This is a genomic window from Nonomuraea sp. NPDC049649 (assembly GCF_040675175.1).
Taxonomy (GTDB): Bacteria; Actinomycetota; Actinomycetes; order Streptosporangiales; family Streptosporangiaceae; genus Nonomuraea.
In genome coordinates, this window is the sequence record NZ_JBFAOH010000013.1 from 146,431 (window position 1) to 168,814 (window position 22,384).

The 22,384-nt window shown below is 72.2% G+C and carries 20 protein-coding genes; 11 read left to right on the forward strand and 9 right to left on the reverse strand.

Translation table 11 applies throughout. The features are described 5' to 3' along the window. Window positions 1–2: 2 nt before the first annotated feature. Entirely contained in the window at window positions 3–743 is a 741-nt protein-coding gene (locus tag AB0J42_RS19295) for an ATP-binding cassette domain-containing protein (RefSeq protein ID WP_364296112.1), read from the forward strand. On the opposite strand, the gene AB0J42_RS19300 is transcribed toward AB0J42_RS19295, so the two are convergent. Both AB0J42_RS19300 and AB0J42_RS19305 read right to left on the reverse strand, forming a co-directional pair. Next, window positions 740–3,139 carry a penicillin acylase family protein gene (locus AB0J42_RS19300; protein ID WP_364296114.1) on the reverse strand — a complete coding sequence of 800 codons (2,400 nt, stop codon included), beginning with the start codon at window positions 3,137–3,139 and terminating at the stop codon, window positions 740–742. The genes AB0J42_RS19295 and AB0J42_RS19300 overlap by 4 nt on opposite strands. 78 nt (window positions 3,140–3,217) lie before the next feature. Next, complete coding sequence (locus AB0J42_RS19305; RefSeq protein ID WP_364296116.1) at window positions 3,218–3,571, reverse strand: DUF488 family protein; 354 nt, start codon at window positions 3,569–3,571, stop codon at window positions 3,218–3,220. A gap of 147 nt (window positions 3,572–3,718) precedes the next feature. Between AB0J42_RS19305 and AB0J42_RS19310 the strand changes: the two genes are divergently transcribed. The 4 genes from AB0J42_RS19310 to mreC all read left to right on the forward strand — a co-directional run bounded on the left by AB0J42_RS19310 (window position 3,719) and on the right by mreC (window position 6,652). After that, window positions 3,719–4,258: a hypothetical protein gene (locus AB0J42_RS19310; protein WP_364296118.1), complete on the forward strand. Its 540-nt coding sequence runs from the start codon at window positions 3,719–3,721 to the stop codon at window positions 4,256–4,258. A 114-nt stretch (window positions 4,259–4,372) separates the two neighbouring features. Then, window positions 4,373–4,567 (forward strand): CsbD family protein, encoded by a 195-nt coding sequence (locus tag AB0J42_RS19315; protein WP_364296120.1) that lies wholly within the window; start codon window positions 4,373–4,375, stop codon window positions 4,565–4,567. 260 nt (window positions 4,568–4,827) lie between these two features. Beyond that, window positions 4,828–5,859: a rod shape-determining protein gene (locus AB0J42_RS19320; RefSeq protein WP_364296122.1), complete on the forward strand. Its 1,032-nt coding sequence runs from the start codon at window positions 4,828–4,830 to the stop codon at window positions 5,857–5,859. Between the two features lie 25 nt (window positions 5,860–5,884). Then, the gene (gene mreC / locus AB0J42_RS19325) at window positions 5,885–6,652 is read left to right on the forward strand and encodes a rod shape-determining protein MreC (protein WP_364296124.1); all 768 of its coding nucleotides are present in this window, start codon (window positions 5,885–5,887) and stop codon (window positions 6,650–6,652) included. Here mreC and AB0J42_RS19330 read toward each other — a convergent pair. Beyond that, the gene (locus AB0J42_RS19330; protein WP_364296126.1) at window positions 6,615–7,193 is read right to left on the reverse strand and encodes a hypothetical protein; all 579 of its coding nucleotides are present in this window, start codon (window positions 7,191–7,193) and stop codon (window positions 6,615–6,617) included. The genes mreC and AB0J42_RS19330 overlap by 38 nt on opposite strands. A gap of 41 nt (window positions 7,194–7,234) precedes the next feature. On the opposite strand from AB0J42_RS19330, the gene mrdA reads away from it, so the two are divergent. Together mrdA and rodA are read left to right on the forward strand one after the other, a co-directional pair. Beyond that, the gene (gene mrdA / locus AB0J42_RS19335) at window positions 7,235–9,175 is read left to right on the forward strand and encodes a penicillin-binding protein 2 (RefSeq protein WP_364296128.1); all 1,941 of its coding nucleotides are present in this window, start codon (window positions 7,235–7,237) and stop codon (window positions 9,173–9,175) included. Continuing rightward, on the forward strand, window positions 9,172–10,371 hold the full coding sequence (gene rodA / locus AB0J42_RS19340; protein WP_364296130.1) for a rod shape-determining protein RodA: 1,200 nt from the start codon (window positions 9,172–9,174) through the stop codon (window positions 10,369–10,371). The genes mrdA and rodA overlap by 4 nt, the downstream gene beginning before the upstream one ends. 4 nt (window positions 10,372–10,375) lie before the next feature. On the opposite strand, the gene AB0J42_RS19345 is transcribed toward rodA, so the two are convergent. Both AB0J42_RS19345 and AB0J42_RS19350 read right to left on the reverse strand, forming a co-directional pair. Further along, window positions 10,376–11,110: a GntR family transcriptional regulator gene (locus tag AB0J42_RS19345; protein WP_364296132.1), complete on the reverse strand. Its 735-nt coding sequence runs from the start codon at window positions 11,108–11,110 to the stop codon at window positions 10,376–10,378. Continuing rightward, complete coding sequence (locus tag AB0J42_RS19350) at window positions 11,107–12,057, reverse strand: MaoC family dehydratase (protein ID WP_364296134.1); 951 nt, start codon at window positions 12,055–12,057, stop codon at window positions 11,107–11,109. Before AB0J42_RS19350 ends, AB0J42_RS19345 begins: the two co-directional genes overlap by 4 nt. A 117-nt stretch (window positions 12,058–12,174) precedes the next feature. On the opposite strand from AB0J42_RS19350, the gene AB0J42_RS19355 reads away from it, so the two are divergent. Next, window positions 12,175–13,377: an acyl-CoA dehydrogenase family protein gene (locus tag AB0J42_RS19355; RefSeq protein WP_364296136.1), complete on the forward strand. Its 1,203-nt coding sequence runs from the start codon at window positions 12,175–12,177 to the stop codon at window positions 13,375–13,377. Here the strand turns inward: AB0J42_RS19355 and AB0J42_RS19360 are convergent. Next, on the reverse strand, window positions 13,362–13,820 hold the full coding sequence (locus AB0J42_RS19360; RefSeq protein ID WP_364296138.1) for a MaoC family dehydratase: 459 nt from the start codon (window positions 13,818–13,820) through the stop codon (window positions 13,362–13,364). The genes AB0J42_RS19355 and AB0J42_RS19360 overlap by 16 nt on opposite strands. Then, window positions 13,820–14,569, reverse strand: coding sequence for a 3-oxoacyl-ACP reductase FabG (fabG, locus tag AB0J42_RS19365; protein WP_364296140.1), 750 nt, complete (start codon window positions 14,567–14,569; stop codon window positions 13,820–13,822). Before fabG ends, AB0J42_RS19360 begins: the two co-directional genes overlap by 1 nt. 161 nt (window positions 14,570–14,730) lie before the next feature. Between fabG and AB0J42_RS19370 the strand changes: the two genes are divergently transcribed. Both AB0J42_RS19370 and AB0J42_RS19375 read left to right on the forward strand, forming a co-directional pair. Continuing rightward, complete coding sequence (locus tag AB0J42_RS19370) at window positions 14,731–15,867, forward strand: MFS transporter (RefSeq protein ID WP_364296142.1); 1,137 nt, start codon at window positions 14,731–14,733, stop codon at window positions 15,865–15,867. A 369-nt stretch (window positions 15,868–16,236) separates the two neighbouring features. After that, a complete protein-coding gene (locus tag AB0J42_RS19375; RefSeq protein WP_364296144.1) occupies window positions 16,237–18,081 on the forward strand; it encodes an ABC transporter ATP-binding protein in 1,845 nt (614 codons plus the stop codon). Between the two features lie 48 nt (window positions 18,082–18,129). On the opposite strand, the gene AB0J42_RS19380 is transcribed toward AB0J42_RS19375, so the two are convergent. Then, window positions 18,130–20,088 carry a glycosyl hydrolase family 18 protein gene (locus tag AB0J42_RS19380; protein ID WP_364296146.1) on the reverse strand — a complete coding sequence of 653 codons (1,959 nt, stop codon included), beginning with the start codon at window positions 20,086–20,088 and terminating at the stop codon, window positions 18,130–18,132. Between the two features lie 167 nt (window positions 20,089–20,255). Between AB0J42_RS19380 and AB0J42_RS19385 the strand changes: the two genes are divergently transcribed. Next, window positions 20,256–21,914 carry a serine/threonine-protein kinase gene (locus AB0J42_RS19385; RefSeq protein WP_364296148.1) on the forward strand — a complete coding sequence of 553 codons (1,659 nt, stop codon included), beginning with the start codon at window positions 20,256–20,258 and terminating at the stop codon, window positions 21,912–21,914. Between the two features lie 44 nt (window positions 21,915–21,958). Here the strand turns inward: AB0J42_RS19385 and AB0J42_RS19390 are convergent, their stop codons facing one another. Beyond that, window positions 21,959–22,306 (reverse strand): hypothetical protein, encoded by a 348-nt coding sequence (locus AB0J42_RS19390; protein WP_364296150.1) that lies wholly within the window; start codon window positions 22,304–22,306, stop codon window positions 21,959–21,961. Between the last annotated feature and the right edge of the window lie 78 nt (window positions 22,307–22,384).

Genomic DNA, 22,384 nt, shown 5'->3' on the forward strand with positions numbered 1-22,384 from the left:
CGGTGACGGCGCTGGAGTTCCACGGTGTCCGGGTGCGGCTGGGGCGCGGCAGGCAGGCCAAGGAGATCGTGCGCGGTGTGGACCTGGAGGTGCCCTCGGGCACCGTGGTGGGCCTGGTCGGCGAGTCCGGCTGCGGCAAGTCGACGCTCGCGCGGTCGGCGGTCGGCTTGGTGCCGCTCGCCGCCGGCCATGTCGTGCCGGGCCGCCGGCGGGCCGTCCAGCTCGTCTTCCAGGACCCGTACTCCTCGCTGGACCCGCGCATGACGGTCGGTGCGGCCATCACCGAAGCCCTGCCCCGGCGCCGCCTCTTCGCCCGGCCGTCCGCGCGTCCTCCCGGGGCAGCTGCGGCGGAGGTGGCGCGGTTTCTGGATCTCGTCGGGCTGGAGGCCGCGCACGCTCAGCGGCTTCCGGGCCACCTGTCCGGGGGACAGCGGCAGCGGGTGGCGCTGGCGAGGGCGCTGGCCGCCCGCCCCGAGGTGGTGATCGCCGACGAGATCACCTCGGCGCTCGACGTGTCCGTGCAGGGGATGGTGCTCAACCTGGTCAAGGACATCCAGCGCGAGCTGGGCCTCACGCTGCTGTTCATCTCGCACAACCTGGCCGTCGTCCGGTACGTGAGCGACCGGGTGGCGGTGATGAGCGAGGGACGGGTCGTCGAGGAGGGCCCAGTGGACGAGGTGATGGGCTCGCCACGGGACCCGTACACCCGGACCCTGCTGGAGTCGGTCCCCAGGCTGCGCTAACCGGTCACGGTGACCGTCCGCAGCCCGGGCGACGCCAGGATGTCCGCCTCGCAGAAGCGCTGGGTGATCCACCGCTTGGCGGCGAACTCGGCCGTCTGGTCGGCATAGTGCGGCGAGGCCGGGTTCTCGGACTGCGAGTACGCCAGGAAGCCGCGCACGTCAGGGCAGGAGCCGCCGTCGAACGACACCGCATGGACATAACTGGAGCCGTGCAGCATCTCCGCGTACCCGGCGGCCGGGTCCCACTCGGAGATGTTCAGGTTGTAGACGCCACCGGTCGACCCGCCGCCGCCGTGGATGGCGATCTTCACCCCGTTGCGGGTCACGGAGTGGTGGTCGCCGAACTTCGCGCCGTACGGGATCCCCGCGCCCTTGAGATCCTGCAGCGCGTTGCCGAAGTCGATGCGGTGCCCTGGCGTGATGTTCAGGCCGCTGGGCGTGCCGATCGGGTCGGCCGCGGAGAACGGCGTCAGCCAAGGGTTCTTGATCGCGTGCTCGGGCAGCGTGGCGCCGATCGTGGCGCGCTCCCAGAACCGCTGGAACAGCAGGGCGCCGCAGCTGTCGGGGTCGTTGCGCAGGTCCCAGTCTTCCAGCACGTCGCAGGAGTCGCCGACCGCGATCGGCCCCTTGGCCGACGGGGCGAACCCGAACGGCATGCTCCGGCACATCGCCACCACGTCGTCCCTGGTCAGCTCGGCCGCGTACACCCGGTTGGAGAACAGCAGCTCCTCCAGATCGGCCCTGGTGAGCTGCCCCATCCCGGGGATGGTGGTCAGCGCGTACCGGGACCGCAGGTCCTGCGCGACGTCCGTCTTGACCATCGCCTTCGGCAGCGTGGTGAACCGGTCGCCCGGGTAGTGGTTGACGAGCCAGGGGCTGTCGTTGGAGTTCTGCACGTACGTGCGCACGGTCTTCGACGGCTGGTTGCCCGGCCCGAAGATGCCGGGCACGATCGCGTCCGGGTCGTCCCCGGGCAGGCAGGCGGTGCGGGTGCCGTCCAGCACCGTCAGGTTGTACAGCGCGGTCACCTGGCCGAGCACGGTGACGCAGTCGGCCAGCTGGGCATCGGAGATGTTCGGCACCACCTGGATGTCGGCGAAGTAGGCGTCGCCGGCGGAGTCGGCGGCGATCGTGTTCACCCACGGGATGCCCTGGTTGTCGCGGAGCGCCCGGTCCAGGTCGGCGGTGCTCTGCGCGTGGTTGAAGTCGAACCAGGCGTTGACCGCCCGCAGGTTCGTCACGTTGGCGTCGGCGACGCTGAAGGCCAGCAGCCCGCCCCACGGCAGCGGCAGCGGTCCCACCTGGGTGGTGACCGGACCGTACCGGCTGTACCAGATCCTTCGGGTCACCGTGCTGCCGCCCGGTACCGGCACCTCGATGTCCCGGCTGGTCATCTGCTCGACCTGGCCGTCCACGTAGTAGGAGGTGGGGGTGCCCGGCACTGTCTTCAGGTCGTAGACGACGAACGGGTAGGCGGCGCTGACCGTGTGGCTCCACGCCACCCCGGCGGTGTAGCCGATCTGGATACCCGGCAGGCCGAGCAGCGAAGCGCCCGACACGTTCAGCTCACCGGGGATGGTTAGGTGCGACTGCCAGAATCGCAGCCCGTCGTGCCAGGGGAAGTGCGGGTTGCCCAGCAGCAGGCCGCGTCCGTGCGCCGAGAGGTCGCCGCCGGCCGCGACCGCGTTGCTGCCGAGCTGCCGCTCCCGCAGCATCTTCCGGGCCGCGCCGGACGCCACCTCCTCGCTCGGCGCGACCGGCGAGCCGGTGCCGTGTTCCCCGTCGGCCTGGGCGATGCCCATGGCCGCCTGCCCCAGGCCGGCGTACATGAGCCTGACGTAGACGTACTTCCAGGCGTCCTCCTCGCTGATGGCGCGCACCCACGGCTCGCCCGCGCACCGGGTGTCGGTGATGCCGCCCTCGGCGACGGCCTTGTTGTAGCCGGCCACGTAGCCGCGCATGATCTCCTTGACCTCTTCGCGCGAGCCCAGCGGGTACGGCTTGGCGAGCAGATCGGCGAGCACCCCGCCGGCGAACAGGCCGCGGACGTAGACGTCGCTGTCGAGGTTGTTCCGGGCCGTGGAGTACACGTTGGCGCCGGGCACGTGCAGCGGCTCGGAGTCCACCCCGAAGGCGTCCCCGTCCGGTCCGAAGAACAGCGACCGCTCGCCGCGCACGGTCACGTAGCCGTTGGCGAGCGTGCACAGGTTGTCCCGGGCCATGGCGTAGCCCTGGCCGAACCCGACGTCGCCGTAGCCGTCGGCGGTGATGTGCGGGATGCCGTACTCGGTGTAGCGGATGGTGGCCGAATAGCCGGTGGCGGCGGTGGCGGCCGACCCCGGTGCCGCGAGCGCGCCCGCGACCATGATGAGGACGCATAACAGACGTGTGATCATGTCGCGAGTGTCCGCCCGGGCCCTGGGGCGGGCATCGTCGAACAGGACCAAGGCGGCGCCCGGTGTTGGTCTGATCGGCTAGCCGGGGTGCTCCAGCAGGTAGTCGCGGAGGACGACGGCCTGGTTGTGTTCGGTGTCCTTGGCCGAGTAGAGGAGGGTCACCGGGCCGGCGGCGGCGGCGTCGAGGAGGGGGCGCAGGGCTTCCCGGGCGGCGTCGAGTTCGGCCCGGTAGCGGTCGGTGAACTCGGCGAAGCGTTCGGGGCGGTGGCCGAACCACTGGCGTAGCTCGTTCGACGGGGCGACGTCGCGCAGCCAGCCGTCGAGGCGCAGACTGTCCTTGCGGACGCCGCGCGGCCATACCCGGTCGACCAGGAAGACGGCGCCCTCGGCGGGCTGGTGGTCGTAGACGCGCTGAATCGTGATGGGTCCCACACCTGTGTGCATACCCCATGAGGACGGACGTCCGCCCGGGCGGGGTCCAAGGTCCCATCGGGGCGGGGACGTACGGCTCTGCCTGCGGATTCGCGGATGCGATGGACTGAGGTCAGAGCGAAAGGCCCCCGACAGAAAGCAGGAGCCATGGCCACCACCACGTACCCCCGGCCCGCGACCCGCATCCCGGTGCAGACCCCCGCGACGACGCACCGCCGCCCCGTCGACTACGTGTGGGCCGTCGCGCGGATCGCACTCGGCTGGACCTTCCTGTGGGCCTTCCTCGACAAGACCTTCGGCCTGGGCTTCGCCACCGCTCCCGAGAAGGCGTGGCTGGCCGGCGGCACCCCCACCACCGGCTACCTGATGGGCACCGAGGAGAACGCGCTGGGCGGGTTCTTCACCGCGCTGGCCGGGCAGGCCTGGGTGGACTGGCTGTTCATGACCGGCCTCCTCGGCATCGGCCTCGCGCTCATGCTCGGCGTCGGCACCCGCGTCGCGGCCGTCGCCGGCGGCCTGATGATGGTGCTGATGTGGGCGGCGGCGCTCCCGCTGACCACCAACCCGTTCCTGGACGAGCACCTCGTGTACGCGATCGTCCTGGCCGGGCTGGCGATGGGCAACGCCGGCGAGACCCTCGGCCTCGGCAGGCTGGCCATCGTGCGGCGGCACCCGATCCTCAAGTGAGCACCGGCGGCGAGCCCGGCCCCCCGCGAGGGCCGGGCTCTCTGACGTTTCCGGGCGGCCGGCTCGGATAGGGGGCCGGGGGTTCTTTCACCGGACAGGAAGTGGGGGCGGCTGATGGGCGCCGACGACAAGTTCTCGAACAAGGCCGAAGAGATGAAGGGCCGGGCCAAGGAAGGCGTAGGCCGGGTGACGGACGACGAGAGTCTGGAGGCGGAGGGCCGCGCCGACCAGTCGGAGAGCAAGGTGAAGCAGGCCGGGGAGAAGGCGAAGGACGCCGTCAAGAACGTCAAGGACGCCTTCAAGCGCTGACCGCGCCCGGCGTTTGAGGGGGGCGGGGCCGCCACCGGGGATGACCCGGCGGCGGCCCCGTCATGTCCGGACATAAAACCCTCGATCCGAACCTTCGTCGTCAAGATTGCGTCTACCGACATGTAGTGCTAAATAGGGAATTAGCACTCTCCTGGGGAGAGTGCTAACCCTTGAGGCACTCCGGTACCGCTTCCCGCCCCTGGAGCATGCCGGTGTTCGCGCGTGCCGGGGGCGCTCGAATACGGGTGGGGTGGTGTGCGATGGGCTCGGTGCTGGACGTCCTCGGCCGTGACATGGCGGTGGACCTGGGCACGGCCAACACGCTGGTCTACGTCCGCAACCGGGGAATCGTCCTGGACGAACCCTCCGTCGTGGCCGTCAACAGCCGGACGGAGAAGATCGTCGCCGTCGGCACCGAGGCGAAACAGATGATCGGCCGCACCCCCGGCCACATCGTCGCCATCCGCCCCCTCGCCGACGGGGTCATCACCGAGCTGGAAGTGGCCGAGCAGATGCTGCGCTACTTCATCCAGAAGGTGCACCGCCGCCGCTACCTCGCCCAGCCGCGGCTCGTCGTGGCCGTGCCGAGCGGCACCACCGGCGTCGAGCAGCGGGCCGTCAAAGAGGCGGGCTACCACGCGGGCGCGCGCAAGGTCTACATCCTGGAAGAGCCGATGGCCGCCGCCATCGGTGCCGGGCTGCCCGTCAACGAGGCCATCGGCAGCATGGTCGTCGACATCGGCGGCGGCACCACCGAAGTCGCCGTGATCTCACTCGGCGGCATCGTCACCGCCCGCTCCCTGCGCGTCGGCGGTGACGAACTCGACGCCGCGATCGTCTCGTACGTGAAGAAAGAGCACGCGCTGCTCCTCGGCGAGCGTACGGCGGAGCAGGTCAAGATGGAGCTCGGGTTCGCCTGGCCGCAGGAGAACGAGCCCACGGCCGAAGTGCGCGGGCGCGACCTGGTGACCGGCCTGCCCAGGACCGTCACCCTGTCGGCGGGCGAGGTCCGCGAGGCCATCGAGGAACCGGTCCACGCCATCCTGGACGCCGTCCAGACCGCGCTCGACCAGTGCCCGCCCGAACTGGCCGGTGACCTGGTCAAGACCGGCATCACGCTCACCGGCGGCGGCGCGCTGCTGCGCGGCCTGGACCGGCGGCTCGGCGAGGCGACCGGCATGCCGATCACGACCGCGGAGAACCCGCTGCACTCGGTGGCGCTCGGCACGGGGCGGTGCGTGGAGGAGTTCGACAGCCTCCAGAACGTCCTGATGCCCGAACCCCGCCGCTGACCCCCGACCTTTCCGGAGAACGGACATGCGCCCGCGCCCCTTCCGTGTCCTCGCCCTGCTCGTCGTCGCCGCCGCCGTGCTGATCGCCGTCGACCTGCGCGGCGACGCCTCCGCCCTGCGCACCGCGGGCGCCGCCGTGACCGGCCCCGCCCAGCAGGCGCTCGCCGCGGCCAAACCCGGCGACGACCGCGTCAGGGAACTGGAGAAACAGAACGCCGAACTGGCCGCCGCGCTCTGGGCCTCGCGCGCCGAGCGCTCCGCCCAGGACCAGCGCGCCGCCGTCCGTGCCGCGCATCCGGGGCTTTCCCTGGTCAGCGCCCGGGTGATCGCCGTACGAGGGGACGCGGTCACCATCGACGCCGGCACCCGCGACGGGGTGCGGGAGGACATGGCGGTGGTGACGGCCGACGGGCTGGCCGGGCGGATCGTCACGGCCGGGCCCGCGGTCTCGACGGTCATGCTGCCCACCGACCCGTCCGCGGGCATCGGCGTCCGCATGACCGGGTCGCGCGAGATCGGCAGCGTCCGCGGCGCCCAACACGACGGCCTGCTGCGGCTCCGCCTCCTCGACGCCGACGCCGGCCTCGAACCCGGGCAGCCGGTGGAGACCCTCGGCTCCCGCCGCTCCCGCCCGTACCCGCCCGGGATCCCGGTGGGCGAGATCGTCGAGGTCGAGCCGCCGAAGGACCAGCTCACCCGGACCGCCCTCGTCCGCCCGGCCGTCGACTTCAGCACGCTCGACATCGTCGGCGTGATCACCGCCAGCGAAAAGGGACGTGCCGATGCCAAGTGACAAGAGCTCTCCCCGGCACACGGCCGGGGGTCGACGTCCTCTCTTCCTGGGGTGTGGCCACGGAGGTGAGGTTGTTGCGGCTGCGGCGTGATAGCGGGTGGGTGGGGGAGGCGATTCCGGCGGGGGAGCCGCCGGTGCGGCGGCTGGGGTTGCTGGTGCTGCTGGTGCCGGTGTTGCAGGTCACCGTCGTGGCCGGGCTGCCGTTCGGGGTGGATCTGGTGATGTTGGTGGCGGTGGTGGCCGGGCTGGCGTTCGGGCCGGTGACGGGGAGTGTCACGGGGTTCGCCGTGGGGCTGGTCGCCGATGTGGTGCCGCCCGCGGTGCCGCCTGCGGGGCGTACGGCGCTGGTGCTCTGTCTGGCGGGGTACGCGTGCGGGCTCCTCACCAGGTTGCCCGTCTTGGCACGGGTGCCTGCCGGGGTCCTGGTCGGGGCGATGGCGGTCGCCGCGCCGGGGGGTTGGTGGCCCGCGCCGGATCCGCCGCCGTTCGCCGCTCTCCCGTACACGTTGTCGCTGGCCCCGGTGGTGTGGGTGCTGCTCACCCGGCGCCGCCGGGATCCCTTCCGGATCATGAGGACCACGGATGCGAAGTCGATCACCCTCCCGCCTGCTGCTGGTGCACGTGATGGTGGCCCTTCTCTTCCTGACCCTGCTCGGACGCCTGTGGCAGGTGCAGATCACGGACGGCCGCCGCTACGCCGGCGTGGCCGCCGCCGACCACGTACGCCACATCGCCATCCCGCCGGTGCGGGGGCGCGTCGTTGACGACCGGGGCCGCCCCCTGGTGCGCAACCGCACCGCGATGACGGTCGCGGTGGACCGCGCGGCGCTGCGCCGGCTGCCTAGCGGCGGCGAGAGCGTGCTGCGGCGGCTGGCGAAGACGCTGGACCGCCCGTACCGGGAGATCGCCGACCGGGTGCGGCTGTGCGGGCCGGGGGTGGAGGGCCCGTGCTGGGCGGGCTCGCCGTACCAGCCGATCCCCGTGGCGGAGGGCGTGGACGAGCGGGTGGCGACGCAGATCCTGGAGCGACCGGAGGCGTTCCCGGCGGTGACGGCCGAGCCGCAGCCGGTGCGTGACCATCCGTACGGGAAGCTGGCCGCGCACGTGCTCGGCTACGTCGCGCCGGGCGACGGCGACCATCCGAGCGGTCTCACGCTGGTCGGCAAGGACGGCCTGGAGGCGGCGTACGAGGAGGAGCTGCGCGGCACGCCGGGCCGGCGCGAGGTGGTGGTCGACAGCGAGGGCCAGGTCCTGCGTACGGTGCGCGAGCAGCAGCCCACGGCCGGGGCGACGCTGGTCACCAGCCTGGACGCGGACGTGCAGCGGGTGGTGGAGCGGGCGCTGCGGCGGGCCGCCCGCAAGGCGGAGTCCGGCGCGGCGGTGGTGCTGGACGCCCGCGAGGGCCGCGTCGTCGCGATGGCCTCCTACCCCGGCTACGACCCGGGGGTGTGGACGGGCGGCATCGCCGAGTCCGCCTACCGCAGGCTCACCGGCGGGAACGCGCCGCTGATGTCCAGGGCGCTGCAGGGGCAGTGGCCGCCCGCCTCCACCTGGAAGATCGTCTCCACGGCCGCCGCGGCCGAGGACGGTTACGATCCGCGCGGCAGCTACGACTGCTCCGGCTCGTACCGGATCGGCGACCGCGAGTTCCGCAACTTCCGCGGCGTCAACCACGGCCCGATGAACCTGCACCGCGCCCTCGTGGTGTCCTGCGACACGATCTTCTACCGGTTCGCGCACCAGATGTGGCAGCGGGGCACGGAGCCGATGCAGGAGATGGCCCGCGCGTTCGGGTTCGGCGCGCCCACCGGGATCGACCTGCCGGGCGAGCCCGCCGGACGGGTGCCGGACAAGGCGTGGAAGCGGAAGTTCTGGGAGCAGACCAAGGCCGACACGTGCCGGGCGGCCCGCAAGGGCTACCCCCGGGTGGCCGAGACCGACCCGGCGCGGGCCGCGTACCTGAAGGCCATCGCGAAGGAGAACTGCGCGCGGGGCTACGTGTACGGGGCCGGTGACGCGGCCAACTTCTCCATCGGCCAGGGCGACGTGCTGGTCACCCCGTTGCAGCTCGCGAGGGCGTACGCGGCGCTGGCCAACGGCGGCACGCTGTTCAGCCCGCGCGTCGGCAAGGAGGTGCGCGGCCCGGACGGCCGGGTGCTGCGCACGATCGAGCCGCCGGAGGCGGGGCGGCTGCCGGTGGCGAAGAAGACGCTGGCCTACATGCGCGACGCGCTCGCCGAGGTGCCCAGGTCGGGCACGGCGGCGGGCGCCTTCGCGGGCTTCCCGTTCGGGAAGCTGGCCGTCGCCGGCAAGACCGGCACGGCGGAGGCGTTCGGGGAGACCGACACCTCCTGGTTCGCCTCGTACGCGCCCGCGGACGACCCCCGGTACGTGGTCGTCGTCGTGGTGTCGGAGGGCGGAGCCGGCGGGGAGGCCGCGGCCCCGGCGGTCCGCGAGATCTGGTCCGGCATGTACGGCCTGGAAGGGAAGAAGGCGGCGTTGCCGAAGGAGAAGAGGTTTTGACGGCGTTCCGCAGCGGATCGTTCGACAGCCGGCTGCTGGGCAGGGTCACGGGTGAGCTCGATTTCCGGGGCAGGTCGCCGGGCGGGGCGTGGCGGCGGCTGGACTGGCGGCTGTTGGCCGTGGTCGTCGCGCTCTGCGTGCTCGGCGTGCTCCTGGTGTGGTCCGCGACCCAGCCGCGGCTGCTGGTCGACGGGGGTGACCCGCAGACGTACCTCAAGCGGCAGGCCCTGAACGTGCTGGTCGGGCTGGCCGTGATGGTCGCGGTGGGGCTCGCCGACCACGGCACGCTGCGCACCTGGACACCCCTGGCCTACCTGGGGAGCTGTCTGGCGCTGGCGGCCGTGCTGACCCCGCTGGGCAAGACCGTGAACGGCGCGCAGTCCTGGCTGGCGGTCGGCGGGCTGGAGGCGCAGCCGTCGGAGCTGGCCAAGCCGGTGCTGGTGCTCACGCTCGCCACCCTGCTCGGCGAGCGGCCCGGCGGGGACCGGCGCCCGCGCGGCGTCCAGCTCGGGCTGGCGCTGGCGGCGGCCGCGGTGCCGCTCGGGCTGATCATGCTCCAGCCGGACCTGGGCACCGCCGCGATCATCGTGGTGACCGTGTTCGGCATGCTGCTGGTCGCCGGGGTGCGCTGGCGGTGGCTGCTGCTCCTGGTGGGGGCGGGCCTGGCGGCGGCGGTGGCGGCCTGGTTCCTGGGCCTGCTCAAGCCGCACCAGGTGGCGCGGCTGCTCACCTTCGCCGACCCGATGGCCGACCCGCAGGGCGCCGGCTACAACGCCGCGCAGGCGCTGGTGACGGTCGGCTCCGGCGGGGCGTTCGGCCGGGGGCTGTTCCAGGGCGACCAGACGGCCGGGCGGTTCGTGCCCGAGCAGCACACGGACTTCGTCTTCACGGTGGCGGGGGAGGAGCTCGGCTTCGCCGGGTCGGCGCTGATCCTGGTCCTGCTCTGGCTGGTGCTCTGGCGGGCGCTGCGCATCGCGTCGCAGGCGGTCTCGCCGTACGGGACGCTCGCCGCCGCCGGGATCGCCTGCTGGCTCGGCGCGCAGACGTTCATCAACGTGGGCATGGTGATCGGCCTGGCGCCGATCGTCGGCGTCCCGCTGCCGTTCGTCTCGTACGGGGGATCGTCCGTGGTCGCCTGCCTGGCCGCGGCGGGTGTGCTCACCTCGATCCACCGGCAGACCCCGCGCCGTCTCTGACCGGTCAGGTGACGCTGCGGCGCAGGCGGGTGCGGTAGGAGTACTGCTCGGGCAGGAAGAGGCTGACGGCCAGCTCGACCGGGGTCCCTTCGGTGTCGCGGTAGAGCCGGTCGATCCGGAGCAGCGGATGGCCGGGCGCGCAGCCGAGGTGGCGGGCCGCCGGAGGGTCGGCCGCCGCGACCGTGATGCTCTGGTCGGCCTCCGCGATGGGCGCGGCGAGCCGGGTGTCGAGCAGCCCGATGACCGTCGCCGCGCTGGAGGCGCCCTCGGCCGCCAGCTCCGGCACGTCCCGCAGCAGCGCGCCGACGTGCGGCGGCAGGCACACCGTGGTCAGGCAGAACGGCACCCCGTCGTGGAGCCGCCGGAACGCCACGCTGCTCACCGCGTCGCCGGTCAGCCGCAGCCGCCCGGCCGCCGCCACGTCCACCCGCCGGTGCAGCGGCACGGTGATGTCCATCCGGGTGTCCACCGAGAGCGCCATCAGGTCCTCGACCGAGCCGAACTGGCGCAGGTAGCCGCACTCCCGGGGCCGGGCGAACGTGCCCCTGCCCGGGACCCGGTAGACCAGCCCCTCGGCGACCAGGTCCTGGAAGGCGCGGCGGACCGTCTGCCTGCTCACCCGGTGCCGCTCGGCCAGCTCGGCCTCGGTGGGCAGCCGCCGCCCGTCCGCGTAGCGGCCCGCCAGGACGTCGGCGCGGACCTGCCGGGCGAGGGCGCGGTAGCCGCTCTCCCGGGTCACGCCAGCACCGCCGCGAACCGCCAGTCGAGCACGTCCGCCGCCCGGTTGGCGCGCACCCGCGAGCGCAGGTGGGCCAGCGTGCCGGACGGCAGCGGCTCCAGCCGCTCGACCTCGACGGTGCTGGTGAGCGTGTCGTTCTCGCGCACCGGGCCCAGGTGGTCGCAGCCGTGCCAGCCGACGACCGTGACCAGTGACGGCAGCGCCCGCACGGCCTGGTGGAGCGCGATCCCGATGGTGTGCCCGCCGTACACCAGCCGCTCGCCCGCCCCCGCGTCGTGGTGGACCCGGGCGACGTTGAGCGTGAGCCGGGCCAGCTCGGGCGCGGACGTGACCACGTCGCCGCCCGCCACCTCGAACACCTCACCCGCCTCGGGGCGGCCTGCTCCGGGGTGCGCGTCCAGGTCCCAGGCCGCCGTCACCGCGGCCAGCTCGTCGCGGGTCGGCGCGGTGCCGATCGCCGACAGGTCGTCGGCGTGGCCGGTGTCGAGGCCGCTGTCGCGCAGCGGCAGCATCGCGCACCGCCAGAAGTCCAGGACCGGGCGGCCCTCCTGGTCGGCGGTGCTGATCCGGAGCGCGGCCAGCCCGGTCGGCGCGCGGCCGGGGCGGCGCGAGTTCTGCCGCAAACCGGCCACCTCCGTCACCGTCGTGAGCGTGTCGCCGATCATGGGCGCCCGCCGGAACACCACGCCCCGGTAGAACAGGTTGGCCACCACGGTGTGGGTGACCACCGTGGACTGGCCGATCGCGACGTCCCAGACCAGGTTGGGCGCGGCCAGCACCCCGCCGGTGACCCGGCGCGACAGGCCGTGGTCGAGCGCGAGCGGCAGCCGGCAGCCGACGATCGCCCGGTGCGCCGCCGCCAGGCCCTCGGTGAGCGTGACGGCCGGGGCGTCGAACCGCATCCCGGCGCGCAGGTCCTCGAAGTACGGGCCGTCCACGATCGCCACCTCCCGAATGTACGGCCAAATGAAAACCTGTCCGTCACATGGGTGTCAACCATGCCTTGTCGCTCGTACCAGCCCTGTGGGTAAATATGGCCGTACAAATCGACGAGGAGGTACGCCATGCGGCGGCTCGCGCAGACCGACGGGCTCACCGACGTCCAGCAGGAGATTCTCCGCACGGTCCGGGAGTTCGTGGACAAGGAGATCCTGCCCGTGGCCCAGCGGCTGGAACGCGAGGACGCCTACCCGCAGGAGATCGTCGACGGGATGCGGGAGCTGGGGCTGTTCGGGCTCACCATCCCCGAGGAGTACGGCGGGCTCGGCGAGTCGCTGCTGACCTACGCCCTGGCCGTGGAGGAGATCGCCCGGGGCTGGATGAGCGTGTCAGGCATCGTCAACACCCACTTCATCGTCGCGTACATGATCATGCAGCACGGCACCGACGAGCAGAAGCGCCGCTACCTGCCCCGGATGGCCGCCGGCGAGATGCGCGGCGCGTTCTCCATGTCCGAGCCCGGCTGCGGGTCGGACGTCTCCGCGATCACCACGCGGGCCGCCCGCGACGGCGACGGGTACGTGATCGACGGGCAGAAGATGTGGCTCACCAACGGCGCCACCGCCGGCCTGGTCGCCGTGCTGGTCAAGACCGACGAGGGGGCCGACTCGGTCTACCGGAACATGACCGCGTTCCTGGTCGAGAAGGAGCCCGGATACGGCGAGGTCCAGCCGGGGCTCACCATCCCGGGCAAGATCTCCAAGCTGGGCTACAAGGGCGTCGACACCACCGAGCTGCTCTTCGACGGCTACCGCATCCCCGCCGCGCAGGTGCTCGGCGGCACCCCCGGGCGGGGCTTCTACCAGATGATGGACGGCGTCGAGGTCGGCCGGGTCAACGTCGCCGCCCGCGGCTGCGGGGTCGCGCTGCGCGCCTTCGAGCTGGCGGTCCGGTACGCGCAGGAACGCCGGACGTTCGGCAAGCGGATCGCCGACCACCAGGCCGTGCAGTTCAGGCTCGCCGACATGGCCACCAAGATCGAGGCCGCGCACCAGCTGACGGTCATGGCCGCCCGGAGGAAGGACTCCGGGCAGCGCAACGACCTGGAGGCGGGGATGGCCAAGTACCTCGCCTCCGAGTACTGCAAGGAGGTGGTCGAGGAGGCGTTCCGCATCCACGGCGGCTACGCCTACTCCACCGAGTACGAGATCGAGCGCCTCTACCGGGAGGCCCCGATGCTGCTCATCGGGGAGGGCACGGCCGACATCCAGCGCATGATCATCGGCCGCCGCCTGCTGGAGGAGTACGGGTCTCAGTCCGCGGGGTAGTAGAGCGAGATCGTCTCGGCCACCAGGGCCGGTTTCTTCCGGCCCTCGACCTCCATGGTCGAGCCCAGCACGGCCATGACGCCGCCGTTCGCCTCCTTCGCCTCCCGCAGCTCGGTGGTGACCCGCACCCGCGAGCCGACCGGCACCGGGCTGGGGAAGCGCACCTTGTTCAGCCCGTAGTTGACGGCCATCCGCAGGCCCTCGATCCGGTAGATCCGGCCGACCAGGACCGGCAGCAGCGACAGCGACAGGTAGCCGTGCGCGATCGTGGCGCCGAACGGCCCCTCGGCGGCCCGTACCGGATCGACGTGGATCCACTGGTGGTCGCCGGTGGCGTCGGCGAACGTGCCGACCCGCTCCTGCGTGATCTCCATCCAGTCGCCGGTGCCGAGCGTCTGCCCGGCCTGCGCGGCGAACTCGTCGAGACTCTGGAAAACCCGCATCACATGTGCCTTCCGCCGGCGACTTCCAGGGTGATCCCGGTGACGAAGGAGGACAGGTCGGAGGCGAGGTAGAGGGCGGCGTTGGCGATGTCCTCCGGCTCGCCGATGCGGCCCAGCGGGATGTTGTCGACCATCTTCTGGAGCGCCTCGGGCGGCATGGCGGCGGTCATGGCGGTGCGGATGGGGCCGGGCTGAATGGCGTTGACCCGGATCTGGTGGCGGGCGAGCTCGCGGGCGGAGGCCTTGGTGAGGCCGACCATGCCGGCCTTGGCGGAGCTGTAGTTCGTCTGCCCGAAGTTTCCGGCTTTTCCGGAAATGGAGGAGATGTTGATGATGGCGCCGCGCCGCTGCTCCCGCATGATCCGGGCCGCCGCCTTGGTGCCCAGCCAGGCCCCGGTCAGGTGGACGTCCACCACCTTCCTGAAGTCCTCCAGCGTCATCTTCGGCAGTGTGGCGTCGCGGGTGATGCCGGCGTTGTTGACCATGACGTCCAGCGACCCGAAGCTCGCCGCGCACGCGTCGGCCAGCGCCTCCATCGCCGCCTCGTCGGTGACGTCGCACGCCACCGCGATCGCCTTCAGCCCGTCGGCCTTCAGCCCCTCGGCGGCTTTCTCGGCCCCCTCCGCGTTGACGTCGCTGACCACCACCGACGCCCCGTGGCGGGCCAGCACCGTGGCGATCGCCAGGCCGATGCCCTGCGCCGCACCGGTGATCACAGCCGCGCGGCCGTCGAGCAGGCTCATTCCCATACCTCTTCCTTTACGGAATCCCGCGACTAGAACCTTCGTCTGGTCATGATGCCTCAATGGCCTGTCGCTGCCCACCCCCATGAGCTCCTGACCGTGGGACGGCCGAACCCGGCTTGTACCATGACACGCCGAATCCCGATCCCCTTTTCTTGGAGTGCCGAATGCGGCGGCCGGTCCAGCTTGTGATCGCCCTGACGGTCTTCGTCGACCTGCTGGGCTTCACGCTGATCCTGCCCGCGCTGCCGTTCTTCGCCGCCGATCTGGGCGCCACCGGCCTCTGGTACGGGCTCACGGTCAGCGCCTATTCGATCGCGCAGTTCCTCGCCGCGCCGCTGCTCGGCCGGCTCTCCGACCGGTACGGGCGACGCCCCGTCCTGCTGCTGGCCCTGGCGGGGTCGGTGCTGTCGCTGGCCCTGACCGGCGTGGCGGGCTCGCTGGGCTGGCTGATCGCCGCCCGGGCGCTGGCCGGGGGCTTCGGCGGGAGCATCGGCGTGGCCCAGGCGTACCTGGCCGACGCGGTGCCGGAGGAGCAGCGCACGGGGGCGATGGCCCGGCTGGGCATGGCCATCGGCACGGCGTTCGTGGTGGGCCCCGCGCTGGGGGCGGCGCTGTCCCCGTGGGGTTTCCAGGCTGCCGCGTTCGCTGCCGCCGGTCTGGCCGCCGCGAACCTGGTGGCGGCCTTCTTCCTGCTCCCGGAGCCGGAGCGGCACGGGCAGGCGCGGGGGCGTGCGGGCGCGCCGGGCACCGCCGTGCTGCTGCTGTGCGGGACCGGTTTCCTGACGATGGCGGCGTTCGTCGGGATGGAGACCACGCTGGCCTTCCTCGGCCGGGACCGGTACGGCTGGGGGCCCGCCGCGATCGGCCTGGCGATGGCCGCCGCCGGGCTGTCGATGGCGGCGGTGCAGGCGGGGCCGGTCACGCTGCTGGCCAGGCGGTGGGGCGACGCGAAGGTGGCGGCGGCCGGGGCGGTGGTGATGGCGGCCTGCCTGCCCCTCGTGCCCGCGGGACCGGCCTGGCTCTGCGTGCTGGCCGTGTGCGTGCTGTCGGCCGGGAACGGGCTGGTCACGCCGACGGTGGCGAGCATGCTGGCGGCGGCGGGCCCGCCGGAGCGGCGCGGCGCCCGGCTGGGGGCCGGTCAGTCGGCGAGCGCGTTCGCCAGGATCGCCGGGCCGGCGGGCGCGGGGGTGCTGTTCGACGTGGGGGTCTCGGTGCCCTACCTGGCGGGCGCGGGGCTGGCGGGGCTGGCGGCGGTCACGGTCATGGCGTCGCGGAGCGCGGACCGGGTCAGCACGGGCTGAAACGGCCTCTCCGGGGGCGTAGCGCAAATATCTGCCCCGGGAACACTCGGCAGCTCAGGAACGCGGGTCTCCTCCGTCACATCCGCCTCACATTCCGAACCCCGTTCGGTCCGAAGCTTGGCGGCGGCTTCGGAGAAGGAAAAGCAGCCGCGCGTTCGATATTTGCTACCTGTTTGTGGCACTTCGGGATTGTTAGTCCTTTGCTGGGTGTAATGGGTCAATTCTACCTTTACGGATGTTTCTGAGGTTGTTTGAGGGCATACAGGGGTTACCGCCCGAAAGGGTGGTCGATTCGGAGGAGGCAGAAATGACTCTTACGAGCGGATGCTGCAAGCGACGCTGCTGCCGCAAGCGCTACCGTCGCTGTGGTTGCCACCGCTGCTGCCGCAGGTGGTGGTGTTGGTAGTGGAAAGTCGGGAGAGCCGGCGGGTGACCCGCCGGCTCTCCCTCCAGCCGTCCGACCGGAGCGAGCGAGGGCCGCTGGCGCCGGCCGTCACCCTCCGCCGTACTTTCCGGGAATTCTGGCCGGACACCCGCGGGCTGCGGCGGTTCTTCGCCGTCGGAGTGGTCTTCGCGGTGCTGGCCTCGATCTGCGAGGTCGTCGCCATCCGGCTGTTCGGCCACATCACCGACGAGGTGCTGGCCACCCGCGACATGTCGGCCTTCTGGACGCCGGCCGCCGCGTGGCTGGTGCTGGCGGCCGTCGCCGGGCTGGCCTCCATCGCCGGCGGATACTCGACCGCGGTGGGCGCCGAGCGGTTCCTGCTGAGCCTGCGCGACCGCGTCTTCGCGCACCTGCAGAAGCTGTCGCCGGACTTCTCCGAGAACCGCCGCCTGGGCGACCTGATGGCCCGGCTGACCGACGACATCGCGGCCATCGAGGAGCTGATGGGCTCGGGGCTGGTCAAGCTGCTGACCACGGTGGCGAGCGCGGTGTTCTTCGCCGCCGCCGCGTTCCTCATCCGCTGGGACCTGGCGCTGGTCACGTTCGCGCTGTTCCCGGCGTTCCTGGTGGCCTCCAAGGTGTTCGCGTCCCGGTTCCGCACCGCCTCGGCCACCGAGCGCGCCAGCAACGGCGACATGAACAGCGTCATCGAGGAGAGCCTGGCGAACCAGGCGCTCGTGCACGCGTACAACCGCCAGACGAACGAGTCGCGGCGGCTGCACCGCGCCGGCCGCGGCTGGCTGCGCGCGAACCTGCGGCAGGCGTGGCTGTCGAGCGTGTACGGGCCGCTCATGCAGGTCATGGAGACCGTCTGCCTGATCATCATCCTCGGCGTGGGCGCCTGGCAGATCGCCACCGGCCGGCTCACGCTCGGCGGGCTGCTGGCCTTCGCCGCGTACCTGGCCATGCTCTACCCGGCCGTGCAGAACCTCGGCGAGATCGCGCTCACCGTGTCGGAGGCGGCGGCCGGCTCCGACCGGATCATCGAGGTGCTGCGGGTGCGGCCCACGGTGACGGACCGGCCGGGCGCCAAGCCGCTCCCGGCCCGCAGCCGCGGCCGGGTCGCCTTCGACGGGGTCACCTTCACCTATCCGGGACGCCGGCGGCCGACGCTGGCGGACCTGTCGTTCACCGTCGAGCCGGGCGAACTGGTCGTGTGCACCGGCCCGAGCGGGGCGGGCAAGTCGACGCTGGCCAAACTGCTGCTGCGGTTCTACGACCCGGAGTCGGGCCGCGTGCTGCTGGACGGCGCCGACGTGCGCGACCTGACCCGGGAGTCCCTGCGCGACAACGTCACGATCCTGCACCAGGAGACGATGCTGTTCTCCGGCTCCGTACGCGACAACATCGCCTACGGACGGCCGGACGCCACGCCCGACGAGGTGATCAGGGCGGCCGAGCTGGCCGGGGTGCACGAGTTCGTCAGGACGCTGCCGCACGGCTACGACAGCTCGGTGGGCCAGCGGGGCAGGCTGCTGTCCGGCGGGCAGCGGCAGCGGCTCGCCATCGCCCGGGCGATCCTGCGCGACGCCCCGGTGCTGGTGCTGGACGAGCCCATGACCGGGCTGGACGAGGCGACGGTCGCCCGCATCATGGAGCCGCTGCGGCGGCTGATGGCGGGCCGCACCACCATCATGATCACCCACGACCTGCGGCACGTGCCGGAGGGCGCCCGCGTGATCAACCTGGAGCCCGCCGAGCCGCGCAGCCCGATCAGGTTCAGGCGCTCCATCACCGGCGCCACGTCCCTGGTCACCCGCGGGACGTGAAAGGGCCGGCCCCGGATTCCCGGAGCCGGCCCAGTCAGCGGGTGCGGATCAGCGCAGGCCGTTCCGCATCGAGGTGATCAGTTCGCCGTTGGTCGTGTCACCGCTGAGCTCCCAGAAGAACGCGCCGCCGAGGCCCTGGTCCTTCGAGTAGCCCATCTTGCCGCCGATCGTGGCGGGGGTGTCGTAGCTCCACCACTGGTTGCCGCAGTGCGCGTACGCGGTGCCCGCGACGGTGCCGGTGACGGGGCAGCGGTTCTTGAGCACCTTGTAGTCCTCGATGCCCGCCTCGTAGGTGCCGGGCGCGGCGCCGGTGGCCGAGCCGCCGGGGGCGGCCTGGCTGACGCCGGTCCAGCCGCGGCCGTAGAAGCCGATGCCGAGCAGCAGCTTGCTCGCCGGGATGCCCTTGCTCTTCAGCTTCTGGATCGCGGCGTCGGAGTAGAACCCGGCGGTCGGGATCCCGCTGTAGGAGGTGAGCGGCGAGTGCGGGGCGGTCGGGCCCTGCGCGGCGAAGGCGCCGAAGTAGTCGTAGGTCATGACGTTGTACCAGTCGACGTACTGGGCGGCGCCCGCGTAGTCGGCGGCGTCGATCTTGCCGCCGTTGGTGCCGTCGGCCGTGATGGCGGCGGTCACCAGGTTGCCGGAGCCGAACCGGTCGCGCAGCGCCTGCATGAGGTTGCGGAAGGCGGCCGGGCCGCTGTTGTCGCAGGTCTCACCGCAGGCGTTCGGGTACTCCCAGTCGATGTCGATGCCGTCGAACACGTCCGCCCAGCGCGGGTCCTCCACCAGGCGGTAGCAGGACTCGGCGAACGCGGCCGGGTTCTGCGCGGCCTGGCCGAAGCCGCTGGACAGGGTCCAGCCGCCGACCGAGAGCAGCACCTTGATGTGCGGGTGCTTCTGCTTGAGCTTGCGCAGCTGGTTGAAGTTGCCGCGCAGGGCGCCGTTGTCCCAGGTGTCGGCGACGCCGTCCACGCTCTCCGCGGCGCTGTAGAAGCGGTCGTAGTCGGCGTAGGTGTCGGTCAGCGCGCACTGGCCGTTGCGCACGTCGGCGAAGGCGTAGTTGATGTGCGTGAGCTTGGCGGCCGAGCCGCTGGTGTCGATGTCCTTGACGTGGTAGTTGCGCTGGTAGACGCCCCAGTTCACGAAGTAGCCGAGGAGCTTGTCCCCGCCCCCGCCGCCTCCGGTGGAGGTCCTGGCGGTGACGGCGGCGCTGGCGGCGGAGCGGTTGCCGGCGGCGTCGCGGGCGCGGACGGTGTAGGTGTAGCTGGTGTTCGGGCTCAGGCCGGTGTCGGTGTGGCTGGTGCCGGTGACGGTGGTGACGAGGGTGGAGCCGCGGTAGACCTCGTAGCCGGTGACGCCGACGTTGTCGGTGGAGGCGTTCCAGGCGAGGGAGACGCTGGTGCTGGTGACGCCGGTCGAGCGGAGGTTGCCGGGCACTGTCGGGGCCTGCGTGTCGCTGCCGCCTCCGGTGGAGGTCCTGGCGGTGACGGCGGCGCTGGCGGCGGAGCGGTTGCCGGCGGCGTCGCGGGCGCGGACGGTGTAGGTGTACGAGGTGTTGGCGCTCAGGCCGGTGTCGGTGTGGCTGGTGCCGGTGACGGTGGTGACGAGGGTGGAGCCGCGGTAGACCTCGTAGCCGGTGACGCCGACGTTGTCGGTGGAGGCGTTCCAGGCCAGGGAGACGCTGCTGCTGGTCACGCCGGTCGAGCGGAGGTTGCCCGGCACCGACGGGGCCTGCGTGTCACCGCCGCCTCCGCCGTCGTCGTCGACGGGCAGCCAGAGCGCCAGCACGTTCGGCGGCTCCCAGCCGGGCAGCGAGGTGTGGCTCTGCCGGCACTCGTACGCGGCGCCCTGGTAGGTGACCCGCTGGCCCGCGGTGTAGGCGGTGTGCGGGGCCCACTCGGCGAGCGCGGCCAGCCCGGCGGAGGAGGCGGAGGCCGTCGCCGGGACGGCGACCAGCACGGTCAGAGGCATGACTAATGCGGCGAGAATGGCCAGGATCCGGTGTTTCATGATGCTCCGTCATCCGTGTGGAGGGTGGACGGGGGGTGGGATGGGAGTCGCGCCAAGGGAAACTAATAGTAAAGTTTCCTTTATATTGGGATGAAGATAACGCCGCCCGAGTCGGTCGTCAAGCGTCTTGCAAGTCAGCGATCCGGTCATCCGGCACAATCAGGACCATGCCTTCGATCAGCGGGGTCCGCCCCCTCCGCGCCACCGACCCCACCGAGATCGCCGGCTACAGGCTGCACGGCCGCCTGGGCGAAGGCGGCCAGGGCGTCGTGTTCCTCGGCGAATCCGCCTCCGGGCAGCAGGTCGCGGTCAAGCTCCTGCACGCCGACTTCGGCAACGACACCGAGGCCAGGCGCTACTTCCACCGCGAACTCGCCGCCCTGCAGAAGGTCGCGCCGTTCTGCACCGCCCCGGTCCTCGCCGCCGACCCCGAGGCCGACCCGCCCTACGTGATCAGCGAGTACGTGCGAGGCCCGTCCCTCCAGGAGGCGGTGCGCGAACGCGGCGTCATGACCGGCACCGACCTGGACCGGCTGGCCGTGGCCACCGCGACCGCCCTGGGCGCCATCCACGCCGCGGGCATCGTCCACCGAGACTTCAAACCGGGCAACGTGCTGCTGGCGGCCGACGGGCCACGGGTGATCGACTTCGGCATCGCCCGGCCCTTCGAGGGCACCGTCGCCCCGGCCAGTGGGATCGTCGGCACCCCCGCGTACATGTCTCCCGAGCAGCTATCGGGCCACCCGGCGGGGGCGCCGCTGGACATGTTCGCCTGGGCGTGCACGATCGCGTTCGCGGCCAACGGGCGGCCGCCGTTCGGCCACGAGCCGATCCCCGCCGTGATCAACCGCATCCTCAACGCCGAGCCCGACCTGGGGCGGCTGTCGGGGCGGCTGCGCGAGTACGTGGCCGCCTGCCTGGCCAAGGACCCGGCCCGGCGGCCGACGGCCCAGCAGGTGCTGCTCGGCCTGATGGACAAGCGCCAGGAGGGCTTCCCCACGGCCAGGGGGCCGATGCCGCCGCCGAGCGGGCCGCCCGTGCCGCTCCCGCCGCCCAGCGGTTTCGCGTCCGGCGGTCCCCAGCAGTGGGGGTCCGGGTCGCTGCCGCCCGCCGCGCCCACCACGCAGCCCAGCCGCAAGCGCACCGGCCTGGTCATCGGCGCGTCGCTCGTCGCCGCGGCCGTGGCGGTCGCCACCGTCGCCGTCACGCTCGCGCTGAACATGGACCGGCCCCCCGCCACCCCGACCTCCAGCGCCAGCCCCAGCCCCAGCCCGTCGGCCTCCGCCAGCAGCTCCTCACCGGCCCCGAACCAGATCACCCGCTCGCCCCGGCTGGGCATCGAGGCGTGGCAGGGCGGCGCGGCGAGCACCATGACGATCTCCAGGCCCGAGACGCCCGTCAGCACCATCGCGCTGAAGGCGGAGCCGTTCGAGCTGCGCTTCCCGTCGCTCAAGAAGGACCAGGCCGTGCAGATCTGCGCCTGGACCGACGACTCGGTCTTCCGCATCCAGGAGGGCGCCAAGACCGAGGACCACACCTGCTACGCCCCCGGCACCGGCATCTCCGACTTCGAGCACGGCTCGGCCACGCTCTTCCTCCACATCGAGGGCCACAACTACCTGATCGACACCCGGATGACCAAGCATTCGGAGGACCAGGACAAGGTCATGTTCTCCCGGATCCAGCTCGGCGACTCCGCGACCCCCGTCGGGGAGTGGAAGGGCGACGTCTACCTGTCGGTCTTCATCGACCGCGACGGCGACCGGACCTTCGACCGCACGGGCCCGGCCGAGTACGAGTACGTGGTGCTGGACTTCCCTGACTAACGAAAGACCTCTCTGTCTCTTGATGGGTGCCCGGGTCGTTGTGGCTAGCCGCGGCAGGTTCTGACTCCGGTGGCGCCGATGCCGCGCCGGGCGTAGAAGTCGTCCACCGCCACCAGCACGCCGTCGATCGTGGCCGGCGCGTACCCGCCGTCCCGCAGGTGCCGCTGGTAGGCGTGGGCGGCGCGGACGGCGGCGGCCATGTCGCCGAGCGGGTCGCGGCCCAGCAGCCCGCCGGCCGACGCCTGCGCGGTCCAGGACAGGAAGGCGCGCACCCGGGTCAGGTAGCGGGACTTGCTGGACTCGGCCAGCCGGGCACCCGCCAGCGCCCCGCCGTAGGCCGCGAACATCTCGTCGTAGGGCGCCGGGAGCTTCGTCTCGGTTCGTACGGTCACGTGGGAATCTCCTGGTCACGAGGGGGTCTGTCAGCATGACATCTATCGGAGGCGGTCTCCCGGTAGGGGCGGGGGTCC

Excerpts from the sequence above, each read along its gene's own strand:
- AB0J42_RS19310 (WP_364296118.1), top strand. The coding sequence starts at position 3,719 with ATGGCCACCACCACGTACCCCCGGCCCGCGACCCGCATCCCGGTGCAG.
- fabG (WP_364296140.1), bottom strand. The coding sequence starts at position 14,569 with ATGGGAATGAGCCTGCTCGACGGCCGCGCGGCTGTGATCACCGGTGCG.
- mrdA (WP_364296128.1), top strand. The coding sequence starts at position 7,235 with ATGCGAAGTCGATCACCCTCCCGCCTGCTGCTGGTGCACGTGATGGTG.
- AB0J42_RS19380 (WP_364296146.1), bottom strand. The coding sequence starts at position 20,088 with ATGAAACACCGGATCCTGGCCATTCTCGCCGCATTAGTCATGCCTCTG.
- AB0J42_RS19320 (WP_364296122.1), top strand. The coding sequence starts at position 4,828 with ATGGGCTCGGTGCTGGACGTCCTCGGCCGTGACATGGCGGTGGACCTG.
- AB0J42_RS19385 (WP_364296148.1), top strand. The coding sequence starts at position 20,256 with ATGCCTTCGATCAGCGGGGTCCGCCCCCTCCGCGCCACCGACCCCACC.
- AB0J42_RS19355 (WP_364296136.1), top strand. The coding sequence starts at position 12,175 with ATGCGGCGGCTCGCGCAGACCGACGGGCTCACCGACGTCCAGCAGGAG.
- AB0J42_RS19315 (WP_364296120.1), top strand. The coding sequence starts at position 4,373 with ATGGGCGCCGACGACAAGTTCTCGAACAAGGCCGAAGAGATGAAGGGC.
- AB0J42_RS19300 (WP_364296114.1), bottom strand. The coding sequence starts at position 3,139 with ATGATCACACGTCTGTTATGCGTCCTCATCATGGTCGCGGGCGCGCTC.
- AB0J42_RS19360 (WP_364296138.1), bottom strand. The coding sequence starts at position 13,820 with ATGCGGGTTTTCCAGAGTCTCGACGAGTTCGCCGCGCAGGCCGGGCAG.
- mreC (WP_364296124.1), top strand. The coding sequence starts at position 5,885 with ATGCGCCCGCGCCCCTTCCGTGTCCTCGCCCTGCTCGTCGTCGCCGCC.
- AB0J42_RS19370 (WP_364296142.1), top strand. The coding sequence starts at position 14,731 with ATGCGGCGGCCGGTCCAGCTTGTGATCGCCCTGACGGTCTTCGTCGAC.